Annotated in this window: 10 protein-coding genes; all 10 read right to left on the minus strand. The window is 45.0% G+C overall.

What is annotated here, in order from left to right; translation table 11 throughout:
- Position 1: 1 nt before the first annotated feature.
- The 10 genes from VC82_RS08895 to VC82_RS08940 all read right to left on the minus strand — a co-directional run bounded on the left by VC82_RS08895 (position 2) and on the right by VC82_RS08940 (position 12,980).
- A complete protein-coding gene (locus tag VC82_RS08895; protein ID WP_045803347.1) occupies positions 2-358 on the minus strand; it encodes a SpoIIAA family protein in 357 nt (118 codons plus the stop codon).
- 54 nt (positions 359-412) lie between these two features.
- Positions 413-829 (minus strand): Fur family transcriptional regulator, encoded by a 417-nt coding sequence (locus tag VC82_RS08900; protein WP_045802067.1) that lies wholly within the window; start codon positions 827-829, stop codon positions 413-415.
- Positions 826-1,464 carry a cation diffusion facilitator family transporter gene (locus tag VC82_RS08905; RefSeq protein ID WP_045802068.1) on the minus strand — a complete coding sequence of 213 codons (639 nt, stop codon included), beginning with the start codon at positions 1,462-1,464 and terminating at the stop codon, positions 826-828. The genes VC82_RS08900 and VC82_RS08905 overlap by 4 nt, the downstream gene beginning before the upstream one ends.
- A gap of 4 nt (positions 1,465-1,468) precedes the next feature.
- Positions 1,469-2,668 (minus strand): efflux RND transporter periplasmic adaptor subunit, encoded by a 1,200-nt coding sequence (locus VC82_RS08910; RefSeq protein WP_045802069.1) that lies wholly within the window; start codon positions 2,666-2,668, stop codon positions 1,469-1,471.
- Positions 2,669-2,672: 4 nt separating this feature from the next.
- Positions 2,673-7,013, minus strand: coding sequence for a CusA/CzcA family heavy metal efflux RND transporter (locus VC82_RS08915; RefSeq protein ID WP_045802070.1), 4,341 nt, complete (start codon positions 7,011-7,013; stop codon positions 2,673-2,675).
- 145 nt (positions 7,014-7,158) lie between these two features.
- On the minus strand, positions 7,159-7,467 hold the full coding sequence (locus tag VC82_RS08920; protein ID WP_045802071.1) for a DUF6660 family protein: 309 nt from the start codon (positions 7,465-7,467) through the stop codon (positions 7,159-7,161).
- Between the two features lie 44 nt (positions 7,468-7,511).
- On the minus strand, positions 7,512-9,221 hold the full coding sequence (locus VC82_RS08925) for an efflux RND transporter periplasmic adaptor subunit (protein ID WP_045802072.1): 1,710 nt from the start codon (positions 9,219-9,221) through the stop codon (positions 7,512-7,514).
- Positions 9,222-9,227: 6 nt separating this feature from the next.
- Positions 9,228-9,707 (minus strand): DUF305 domain-containing protein, encoded by a 480-nt coding sequence (locus tag VC82_RS08930; RefSeq protein ID WP_045802073.1) that lies wholly within the window; start codon positions 9,705-9,707, stop codon positions 9,228-9,230.
- Between the two features lie 19 nt (positions 9,708-9,726).
- Complete coding sequence (locus VC82_RS08935) at positions 9,727-10,434, minus strand: PepSY domain-containing protein (protein WP_045802074.1); 708 nt, start codon at positions 10,432-10,434, stop codon at positions 9,727-9,729.
- Between the two features lie 5 nt (positions 10,435-10,439).
- Complete coding sequence (locus VC82_RS08940) at positions 10,440-12,980, minus strand: heavy metal translocating P-type ATPase (protein ID WP_045802075.1); 2,541 nt, start codon at positions 12,978-12,980, stop codon at positions 10,440-10,442.

Consider the following 12,980-nt stretch of genomic DNA (forward strand, 5'->3'; position numbering starts at 1 on the left):
ACTATGTGGTCGCCCAAGCCATTGCCTGTTCCTTGTTTTTCATTTCAAAATATTTGGCTTCACTTCCAGTAAAAAAATCGGTTATCTTGGCCGCCCATTCCTGCCATTTTTTATTCCCGACGAATGCTATTTTACCATAATCGTTGATATGGGCTGCATCGATCTTGATGTCTTCCCAAAACCCCTTGAGCGTGTAGCCTTCAAAATCTTCCATTTCAAAGTAGAAATCCATTTTTTGACCTTTATCGATGATTTGATGGACACGCTGGTGGATGGTCTTTAAGTTGGCTTCATCCAATTTTCCCGATAGCCTTGCGGCTATCAGATTTTCTTTTCCGGTGTCTATAAACTGTACCATAATTTTTGATTTTGACTTCAATATAATGGTTCGAACCGTGCAACGGAAGTGCATTTATTGGCCGCTACACTTTTCACAAATGCCCTTCAGCACTAAATTGGCATCCTCAGCCACAAAGCCTTCTGGCAGGTTGATATGCGGAATCTTGTGCTCTGTTAAGCAAACGGTCTCATCGCAGTTGTTGCAATGGAAATGCAGGTGCAAATCTTGTTCAAGCTCACAGTTGCAGCCCGGTTCGCACAGCGCATATTTCTGTACGCCTGTACCGTCGTCTATTTGATGTACCACACCTTTTTTCTCAAAAGTCTTTAGGGTTCTGAAAAGGGTCGTTCGGTCCGCTTTCGCGAAAGCAGTCTCAATATCGGTCAGCGAGATGGCCACGTCCTTTTCCGCAAGGTATTTGTAGATAAGTATTCGCATCGCCGTGGGGCGTACATCGTTTTCATTCAATCTTTGTTCTATTTCTTTCATTTTTTATCGAGTGTTTTTCTAATATTTTTCGCTTTGGTAAAGGCTTCCCAGCCTTCTTTTCCCGCATAGGGAACTATCAATAAGGCCGCAACAGGGTCTGCCCACCACCAGCCCAGCCATTTTACGAGCAATAGCCCTATAAGTACGACCACGGTTTGGTAGAGGCAGATAAAGGTGTCCTTGGCATCGGCAAGCAATGCGGGACTGTCGAGCATATGTCCGTATTTTCGTTTGTAGTAAATCAAAATAGGGTTCACTATGAGTGATACTGCCAAAATCACTATCCCGACCGTTGACCAAGATGCTGTTTCTTTACTAATCAGTTTTGAAATGGAATCATAGGAAATAAATACACAGATGAGCGCAAAGGATATAGCTATGACATACAGCGTTATCATCTTGCGCTTTTCGACACGCTTTTCGTCAATCCCCTTGATTTCACCGTGCAATCGCCAACCCAATGTTCCAGCACTAATGACCTCGATGGTACTATCAAGTCCCCAACCGATAAGTGCCGAACTGTTGGCCGTGAATCCCGCAATAAGTGAAACCACAACCTCAATGATGTCATAGATGACGTTCCAGATTTGAAGTGTCCTTGCTGTTTTTAAGTATTGTTTTCTTTTTGCTTCCATATTCTTAATGACTGTGTTCCGCTTCACCCTTTTTTAGTTCCGCCATTAGATAGTAAGCGTTGTTGACGGCATACTGCGTATTCGGTTCTTGTTCGCTCAAAAAATCAATGGCAACCCAATCGCCATCGTGGGTGCCTTTGGTGACTTCAATGGCTTTGAACGACCAATCATCACCTTCCTTTTCGGCCGAAAACACAAAGAATCTCTCGCCATCGGCTGATATGGCAGCTTCGGGCATTGCTTTAGTTTGTGTATTTTCCGTTTGGATGCGCCCCTGAATGTACATCCCGGGAATCAGGTTGCCTTCCTTGTTCTCGATTTCAGCGTGTACGTGAATAGCCTTCGGATTTTGTTCAAAGGTCTTTCCTACGGAATAGATTTCGGCAGTCAGTTCCTTTCCGGGAATGGACTGTACATTGAAAACCACTTTTTGCCCTTCTTTCACCTTATGGACATCCTTTTCGAAAACCATCAAATCTGCGTGTACGTGATGGGTGTCCACAATTTCCATAAGGTCGGTCTGTGGTTCTACGTACTGCCCAGTCTTAATTTCTACTTTTTGGACGAATCCTTCAATGGGGCTTCTAAGAGATACACGCTGATAAATTGTACCGTTTCTTACGCCTGGTGCGCTGATACTCAACTGTTGCAGTTGCGCCTCAAGACCTTTTACCATACTTCGGGATGCCTGGTATTCGGCTTCTGCCTTTTGAAAATTGGCACCGCTGCCGACACCTGCATCGTACAGGGTTTTTTGCCGCTCATATTCCTTTTTAAGAAATTGACTATTACTGAAAGCATTGAGGTAATCCGTTTGTTTCTCGATGATATTGGGGTGGGACAGATAGGCGACCGTTTGCCCCTTATTAACCTTATCACCCTCGATAACTTCGATGGATACCACGTTGGCACCTACTACCGTTGTGATGGTGGCCTCGTTCTGAGGTGGGACTTCCAACTGCCCGTTGGCTTGCACATAACCGCTCATATTCCGCATTTGCAGGGTGTCGATTTCCATTTGTAGGGCATCGAACTGTTTAGCTGTGAGCATTACTTCCTCGGCTTCACCCTCGGAATGTTCTTTTTCCATTTCCAGATTGGCATTTTTATTCCCTGCGGTTTCTTTGTTGGAATCGCCACAAGCGGTCAACGCCAAAAGCATCGCCAACAAACCAATAGCTGTGTATTTTGATAGATTCTTCATTTTATTATTTGAAATATTGTAGTGCAAAAACTGATTTTAGATAATTGTCGAGCGCGTCCAGCGCATCCATTTCCGTCTGTATGGCATCCCTAATAATTTGGGTGAATGCGGCATAATCCACGGCACCTTCCTTATAGGCTAATAACGCACCCTGTCGCTGTTCCTCGGCAAGCGGTAAGGCCTTGTCCTTATAGAATCGCCAGGATGCTTCCCATTTTTGATACGCTTGTACAGCTTGTCGATATTCCGATTGCAGTTGGCGTTTGGTAAAGTCCGCATTGGCTTTTGCAATTTCACTTTGGATTTTGGCTGCCTTGGCCTGACTGCGTTCTGTACCAGAAAACAATGGAAGGGATATTCCTGCCTGATAAGTGTAGAATCCGTTACTGCCATTCACCCGTTGCAATCCGCCCTGAAGGTTGAGATTGGGCAACAAATCGGAACGTTCAGCTTGGTAGCTGGATTGGGCTTCCTCAATCCGCTTTCGCGAAAGTTCCAGTTCTGGATGGGTTTCTATGGTTGATGGAATTCCCAGTACTGCCATTTCATTTTCATCAAGGGTGTCGGGAACAGTATAGAACGTGTCGGAAACCAACCAAAGATTAAGCTTCTGTAGGGCAATGGCATAGTCACTTTCGGCCTGTTGAAGTTTATTGTTGATTTGTAATGCCTGATTGGTTGCCGATGAATATTCCAAACGTGAAATGGCCTCTACCTCGTAATTCAGTTCAATCGCCTTTTCAAATTGCGAGTAGATGGAATCCAGTTCACGATACAGTTCAAATTTCTGCCGTTGCTGATAGGCCTGTGACCAAGCTTTTTTGACTTCCTGTTCCACTTGCAATGCGGTAAAGTCAAGTGCGGTTTCCGCCAAGGCGATACGCTGTTTTTGCAACCGCTTCTTCGCACCGATACCGAACAGGTTGATATTCTGTTGAACCACGCCAACAAGGGTATAAATGCCCTGACCATCAGAAACTTCCTCACCACCGGTAAACACTTGGGTATTCCCTAAATCATAGGCCGTACCTTTTAGGGCGTTCTGCTTTTGAATTTCCAGTTGTTTTGTTTTCAATAGCGGATAGTTTTCTTTGGATATTTCTACCGCTTGTTCCAATGAAACAACAGGTAATGTATCGTTCTGCCGAACTTGTTGCGCTTCCGCTTTCGCGAAAGCAAAAAAGAAACAGACCACCGCAGAAGCGGTTACGATTTTCGGATTGACCTTTATCTTGCGTTCCGAACGTCTTTCTACCCATTGATAGAAAATGGGAAGAATGAATAGAGTCAACAAGGTGGATGTAATCAATCCACCGATAACGACCGTTGCCAACGGTCGCTGAACTTCTGCCCCTGCCGATGCGGAAATTGCCATTGGCAGAAACCCAAGGATATCGGTAAAGGCCGTGAGCATAATGGGGCGTACCCTTCTTTTTGTTCCTTCAACGATTCGCTCTTTTAGGTTTATAACGCCTTCCTCTTTCAGTTCGTTGAGTCCGCTAATCATTACCAATCCGTTCAGTACGGCAACCCCAAAAAGCACGATAAAGCCAACCCCTGCGGAAATACTAAAGGGCATATCCCTAAGCCAGAGAGCGAACACGCCACCAATAGTCGCCATCGGTATGGCCAGATAAATCATCAACGTCTGCGGAAAGGATTTTAATGCAAAATATATCAGGATGAATATGAGTAATAGCGCAATAGGAACCACGGTCTGCAATCGGTCGCTGGCCCTTTCCAGATTTTCAAAGGCACCACCATAGCGGATAAAATAACCTGGGGGTAAATCGAGGTTTGCATCCAGCTTGTCCCTTATCTCATTGACCAGCGATTCCACATCGCGACCACGTACATTAACGCCTACATAGGTTCTGCGATTGGTATTGTCCCTGCTTATCTGCATCGGTCCCGGTGTGTATTCGATGGCCGCCAGTTCGTGAAGTGGAATTTGTGAACCGTTCGGTAGATTGATATAGAGATTACGGATATCGTTGATATCGCTTCGGTTCTGCTCATCGAGCCTTACCACCAAATCAAAACGCTTTTCACCTTCAAAAATGACCCCTGCGTACCCACCTGCAAAAGCGGATTGCACCATCATATTGAGTTGGTCGATGCTTACGCCGTATTGGGCCAGTTTGTTTCGATTGTACTTTATCGTCATCTGCGGTAAGCCCGATGTGGCTTCTGCCCGCATATCGCCTATACCTTCAGTACCTGCGATGATTTTGGTAATCTCGTCCGCTTTGGACGCAAGTACATCGATATCCTCACCGTATATCTTAATGGCAATATCCTCACGGATGCCTTCCAATAGTTCATTGAACCGCATTTCGATGGGTTGCGTAAATTCATAATTGACACCAGGGATAATGCTCACCGCATCCTTCATCTTGTCAATAAGTTCATCCTTGGATTCGGCAGAAACCCATTCGTCCTGCGGTTTCAGGATTACGAATACATCGGCAAAGTCCATAGGCATTGGGTCGGTAGGCACTTCCGCAACACCGATACGGCTAACTATTTTTTCCACTTCGGGAAATTCGGCCTTTACGATGCGTTCTATTTTTGTGGTGGTCTCGATGGTCTCGCTCAATGAGCTTCCGGGTTTCAAAATAGCGTGGAAAGCAATATCGCCCTCGTCCAATTGCGGTATGAACTCACCGCCCATTTTAGTGAACGTGAAGATAGCCACGGCAAAGATGGCCACCGCAATACTAACGACCCATTTTCCTTTTTCCAAGGCATTTAACAATAGGGGCTCATACTTGCGTTGTACCCAATGTACAAAACGGTCGCCCCACGATTTCTTTTCCTTTTTTGGCGGTTTCAGGAATAATGCGGACATCATCGGCACATAGGTCAGACATAAAACCATTGCACCAATCATCGCAAAGATGAACGTAAGTGCCATAGGCTGGAACATCTTGCCCTCGACACCTTCCAATGCCAAGATGGGTAGGAAAACGATAAGGATTATCAGCTGTCCGAAGAAGGCTGCGTTCATCATTTTTTTGGATGCATCGGCTGCAATTTCGTCACGGTCTTTCTTATCCAAAGATTTCTTTTTAAGCACATAACTGGCCATAAGAAATACACTCGCTTCCACGATAATGACCGCCCCATCTACGATAATACCAAAGTCGATTGCACCCAAGCTCATCAGGTTCGCCCATACGTCAAAAACATTCATTAGGATAAAGGCAAACAATAGGGATAGGGGAATGGTCGATGCCACAATCAGTCCGCCACGCCAGTTCCCCAAAAGAAAGACGAGTACAAAAATCACGATGAGCGCGCCTTCCAGAAGATTGTTGCGTACCGTGCCCGTTGTCTCACTTATGAGTTTACTTCTATCCAACAAGGGTTCGATGACCACGCCTTCGGGAAGTGATTTCTGGATTTCCGCCATCCTATCCTTAACGCGGACAATGACCTCGTTTGAGTTTGCGCCTTTGAGCATCATCACCAGTCCACCGACGACCTCGCCTTCGCCATCCTGCGTTAATGCCCCATAGCGAACGGCGGAACTGAAGCGTACATCGGCCACATCGTTTACGGTGATGGGCACACCATTTTCATTTTTAATAACGATTTTCTTGATGTCATTGAGGTTGCGTACCAAACCTTCACCCCGAATGAAGTTGGCCTGGTGGTTCTTTTCGATGTAGGCACCACCCGTATTCCTATTGTTTGCTTCCAAAGCTTTAAATACATCGGTAATGGTAAGCCCGATAGCCTTCAATTCGTTGGGGTCAACGGCCACTTCATATTGTTTAATCTTTCCACCTATCGCATTGATTTCAACGACGCCAGGCACCATCGCCATTTGTCGTTGTACAATCCAATCCTGCATCGTGCGCAAGTCGGCAAGGGAATACTCGTCCTGAAACTCAGGCTTGACCTTTAAGGTGTATTGGTACACTTCGCCCAAACCAGTTGTAATAGGTCCCATCGATGGCTGGCCCAATTCCTCTGGAATTTGCTCGCGTACCTCAGTCAGTTTTTCGGAAACGAGCTGGCGTGGCAAAAAGGTTCCCATATCATCGTCAAAAACTACCGTTACCACCGATAGCCCGAATCGGGAAATCGAACGGATTTCCTTGACATCGGGAAGGTTGCTCATCGCCACTTCCACGGGATAGGTTACGAACTGTTCGATATCCTCTGTACCCAGATTGGGCGATTGCGTGATGACCTGTACCTGGTTGTTGGTTATATCCGGCACAGCATCTATGGGAACTTGGGTCATACTGTAGATACCGGCACCGATGAGTGCCAGTGTAAGCAGACCGATAATAAATTTGTTATTGATTGAAAAATCAATGATTCTGTTAATCATAGATTTAGGTGTTAATTCAGTTAAAAATGAAATTGTGCTTTCCCTTCGACTGCGCTTTGGACAGGCGCGCAAGGCAAATACACCATTTGAAGTTTCCTAAAGCTGAAAACTTCAAAACTGGATATAGTAATCCTGTAAAACTGAATTAAACCTGCGGGGGCTGAAAGAGAGAGAAAGTAATATCCTTACCGATACTGTCGAAGTGGGCAAAGTTATCCTGTGGAATGGTCGCTTGAAGCGGTTCGAAGTTAGCAATACCAAAGTGTATCGTGTGAACGTGACAGCAGTGGCACTGGCAGAACGGTGAGCAAAGTTCGCAATCGTCACCGTGGTCACCATCAAAATCAACTACTGAAACGGTTTGGGAATCGTCGGCGACATCACCAACATCGCTACAAGGCACCACATTGAGCGCCAAGAAGTAAATCGATAATATGATTGCCAAAACTTTCACGATGCAAAGATAACAGAATTTCGGTGCAACAGGGTTGCAAAGTCCTATTTCAACGAATCAATCACACTACCGCACGTTAACATTGCATCACCATAATAAGGATTACGGATTTCTTCTTCGGTGCTCAACCAAACCGCACCTTTATTGTTGTTTGCCATTGGGCATTTTTGAACGTATAGGGGGTTGTCAATGCTTTCGAGATTCATTGCTATTGCAACCAAATTTTCATTGAGAATGACGAAATGACTACGTTGGTTTTCTAAATTAGAATTACTTGCAATGGCATCCAGCATTTCAATACTTTTGGATAGATGGGTTTTGAGCATTTTGTCCAAATCTTTTTGTGATATCACCTTCATTTTTTCGGAAGATACTTTCGCAAAATCGGAAACTTTTTCTGCATTACTCGCTACCAAAGCATCTTTGAGTTCAAGGTATGACGGCAAAGCCTTCACAAACTGTTCTTGAAAAGAAGTTGAAAGTGACATTTCCATCGCCATCATTTCTTTCTCTTCTTCAGTACTTTGATTCATCATCGATTTCTTCCCCTGCAATTGCGCAGCTGCATCTACGGTAAAAGTGCCATTGGTCACAATCTCATCGCCATTTTCTAAACCGGATGTAACCGTAAACATATCGCCATTGCGATTGCCAAGAGTAACTTCCCGCATTTCAAAAACAGGTTTGTTGGCGTTGGTTTTGATGTACACCAAAGACCGTTCACCCGTCCACATCACAGCACTTGCAGGTATGGTCAGGTTTGATTCCGTATTTACCGTTGTTCCTTCTACTTTGCCAGTTACGAACATTCCGGGTTTTAGCATTCCATCGCTATTTTTGAGATTGGCCCGAACGGTTACGGTGCGGGTTTGGGTATTCAGAACAGGGTCTATAAATGAGACCGTTGCATCAAATTCCTTATTTGGATAAGCATTTGTCGTTACTGAAATTTTCTGCCCTTTTTTAAACTCTGAAATCTGGTTTTCGTAGGCATCAAATTCCGCCCATACAGAGTTTAGGTTACTCACCTTTACAATGGGCTGTCCCTGTTTTACATAGTCGCCTTCGGCAGCCATTTTTTCTGAAACCGTTCCGGATACGGTCGCATAAATCGGAAAGTTCTCTTTGACCTTGCCGGATTCCTCTATGCTATTGATTTGGGCTTCCGAGAGTTTCCAAAGTTTCAACTTGTTGCGTACCGCCTTGTATAGTGAGGGTTGCGATTCTTTTAGCGAAGCCGCAGTAATCAATTCTTGCTGAGCAGCTATCAGATTAGGTGCATAAATGGTTGCCAACAATTGCCCTTTTTGTACTTCCTGACCTTCAAAATTGACGTTGAGCCGTTCAATTCTACCATCGAAATAACTGGCCTGCACCGCATTTTCTTCCTCGTTCATCTTGATTTTTCCCGAAAGGGAAATCATATTCTCATCATCTACAGAAGCATTTCCCACGATGGATGTTTGGATGTCCGCCAATGCCATCGCATTTTTGGTCATCTTTATTTCGTTCATTGCAAGTCCATCAGCACCTGATTCCGCAGGAATTAAATCCATTCCGCAAATGGGACAATCACCTGGTTCGGGTTGCATAATCTGGGGGTGCATCGAGCAGGTCCACATTTGACCTTCCGCTTCTGTGGAATGGTCGTGCTTATCTGTCATAGATTCTTCCGATGAGCCACCGAAAATGAGCCAACCACCAAGCAGTCCGACAACGACTGCAATAGCGATATATATGAAATTCTTGTTCATAGCTATTTATTTTTCGTTCTGTAATCGTTCAATCATTTCTTTCATTTCGGCAATTTCCCTGCGCTGTGCCTTGATGATTTCTTCTGCCAGTTTCTTTACCTCTGGGTCTTTGATGTCCGCTCGTTCACTGGTCAATATAGCGATGGAATGATGCGGTATCATTGCTTTCATCCATAGTACGTCACCTACTGTGGATTTTTGGTCGCGAACCAAAAACAATGCCCCAAAAAACAAGACCAAACTACCTAAAAGAATGGCAATATTCTTTTTCTTGTCGGTGTACATCTTCCGCATAAAAAACCACATAATGACTGCCATTGCTGCTATGCCCAGACAGACCATATAGAAGCGCGTTAGGCTGAACCATACGTGGTCGAGTTCATAGGTGTTGAGATACATTGTGATGTACATTGCTACAAATGAGCAAGCCAGCATCATAAAAAATGTTCTGTATTTTCCTTTGTTTGCGTGTTTTGAATGTTCCATAGTTTTTGAATTTTTGGTGTTATTTGTTTCTCTTTTTTATTTTTCTGATTGTTGGTGAACTGATATACCATAACAAAAACCCGCTCAATACGGTAATCAATCCAAGTAGGGAAAAGGCACGTAGTACGGTTGTATTGAAATCGTCGCGACCTTCATAATCCATCGTATGGGTCATCCATAGAAAGTCGAACCAACGCCAATCCCGATGACGTAGCGTTTGGAATGCGCCATCTTTTTCGGAAACGTAGGCCTTGATGTTTTTAGGTGTTTCATAGCTGATGACATAGGCCGGAAGCGGTCTGCCACGATACTCGCTATGGCTGCCTACTTGCTCGATGCGCTCGATTCCTTTTACTTGAAGTTCCGGCAACATATTCCGTTCAGCGATTTTCAGAGCTTCACTTTCTGAGATTACTTTCTTTACTTTGCCTGTCTTGGCATCAAAAAGTTGCTTGTCATTTATCCAGTAATAGGGATTGCCATCAATTTCCCGAAGTTCTACGGAAACTATCCCTTCTTCAGGATTCACATCGGATGGACTTATCAAATGTGTAAAAGCAGATGCCTCGACCGGGTCTTGCCGAAATTGGTCGCCGTGTATTTCGTCAATGTCCGTCCAACTGAAATACATTCCACTTATCGTCCACATCAAGAACTGGATGCCCAGGAAGATGCCCAGATAGCGGTGCGCCTTTCTAATTTTTATCGCTGTTTTTCTTTTTACCATATCATTTAGTCGATGTTTGAACCTTTGAGCCTTAGCGAATTGGCGATTACCGAAACCGAACTGAAGCTCATTGCCAGGGCCGCAATCATTGGGGACAATAAAATCCCGAAAAATGGATACAGCAATCCCGCAGCAATGGGTATTCCCAAGGTGTTGTAAATCATCGCAAAAAACAGGTTTTGCTTGATGTTTCGCATTACCACATCGCTTAAATTTCTTGCCTTGACAATACCGTGCAGGTCGCCTTTGACCAAAGTAATGGCAGCACTTTCTATGGCCACATCTGTACCCGTTCCCATTGCGATACCCACATCACTTTTTGCGAGAGCTGGGGCATCATTGATACCGTCACCCGCCATTGCAACTACCTTTCCGTTTTCTTGTAGTTTTTCAACTTCCTGCAATTTGTTTTCGGGAAGCATTCCCGCCTGAAAGTCCGCAAGATTGAGTTCGTTGGCCACTGCCTGAGCTGTATCGTGGTTGTCGCCCGTTAGCATAATCACATCGATTCCCTTGTCCTGTAATTCCTTGATAGCCTTGGCACTCGTTTCCTTGATTTTATCACCAATTACCACATAACCGACAACGCTTCCATCAATTGTGAGATAGGAAACGGTTTTGCCCTGCTTTTGGAAAGATTGGGCTTTTTCTTCCATAGTTTCCAACAACTCGGCATTGGCGTGTTCCATCATTTTGGCATTTCCTAAAGCCACGTCCTTGCCGTTGACCTTGCCTTCAACACCTTTTCCGGTAACGGCATTGAACCCATCGGCTTTAAGGAATTCGGTGTTTTGTTCTTTTCCGTATTTGACGGTAGCTTCGGCAAGAGGATGTTCACTCTGATTATTCAGGGAAACAATGTATTGCAATACTTCACTTTCGCTGAAACCGTTATCAAAAGACCCCACTTTTTCCACCGTGGGTTTTCCTTCAGTAATCGTTCCCGTTTTATCCACGATGAGGGTATCTACCTTATCCATCTTTTCGAGGGCTTCGGCATTTTTTATCAGCACGCCGTTCTGTGCACCCTTACCGACACCGACCATTACGGACATAGGCGTTGCCAATCCCAAGGCGCAGGGACAGGCGATAATCAAAACAGCAATGGCATTGACCAGGGCATAGACATAGGCCGGTTCTGGTCCCCAAATTGCCCAGACCCCAAAAGTGAATACTGCGATAATGACCACGATGGGCACGAAGTAGCCTGAAACCGTATCGGCCAATTTTTGGATGGGCGCACGGCTGCGACTGGCATCATTGACCATCTGGATAATTTGTGAAAGCAACGTGTCGGAACCTACCTTTTCCGCTTTCATTAGGAAAGATTGGTTGCCATTAATCGTTCCGCTGCTGACCTTATCATCTACAGACTTGTTTACGGGAATGGGTTCGCCCGTTATCATTGATTCATCGATGGATGTTTCACCTTCGGTGATGACGCCGTCAACCGGAATTTTATCACCCGGTTTTACCCGAAGAATATCGTCTAATTCAATTTGGTCAATAGCAACTTCCTGTTCCTCGCCATCCACGACTTTGACTGCCTTGTTGGGTGCCAGTTTTAAAAGTTCCTTGACTGCGGAATTGGTTTTACTATGCGCACGAGCTTCTAACAATTGGCCAAGCAATACCAACGTAAGAATGACCGTGGCCGCTTCAAAATACACGTGAACGGTTCCCGCTTCGGTCTTGAACTGTTCGGGGAAAAAGTCTGGTACGAGCATCCCGAATACGCTGAACAACCAAGCCACACCTGCACCAATGCCAATAAGGGTGAACATATTGAGGTTCCACGTTTTTATACTGCGGTAAGCGCGTTCAAAGAACATCCAAGTGGCGTAGAACACAACGGGAATGGAAAGCGCAAACTGAATCCAGTTCCAGTATTTCAGTTCCAGAATGTCGTACAGCGGATTGTTGGCAACCATTTCGGACATCGCAATGATGAAAATCGGCAACGTAAAGGCCGTGGCTACCCAAAACTTTTTGAGCAGTTTTTTATAGGTTTTTTCTTCTGCGGATAGGTCGGGTTCCATCGGTACCAAGTCCATTCCGCAAATAGGACAGCTTCCCGGCTCGTCCTTTACGATTTCGGGATGCATTGGGCACGTCCACTGTTCAGAAGTGGTAGCGGTCAAATTCTGTTCCTCGACCAAATCCATTCCGCAGACAGGGCAATCGCCCGGTTTGTCATAGGTTTTATCGCCTTCACAGTGCATCGGGCAGTAGAACGTTCCGGTTCCCTTGCCTTTAGGTTTTTCTTTTTTCGCTTTCGTACTTCGACTATGCTCAGCATTAACTTTAGCGGAATCATCCTTGTGATGATGTTTGCCTGGGTTGTGAATGCTATACGAACCGCCATCTTGCTTTAGTGCTTCCTGAAATGTTCCGATAGGAATATGCGATTCCATTTCAATGACCGCTTCAGATTTTTCTAAATTGACCGATGCTTCAATTACACCATCTACTTTAGAGAGAGTTTTCTCGACGTGGGTTCTGCAACCATTGCAGGTCATTCCGTGTATGTGATAGGTGTGTTTCAT

Origin of the sequence: Flagellimonas lutaonensis (genome assembly GCF_000963865.1) — a bacterium.
Taxonomy (GTDB): Bacteria; Bacteroidota; Bacteroidia; order Flavobacteriales; family Flavobacteriaceae; genus Flagellimonas_A; species Flagellimonas_A lutaonensis.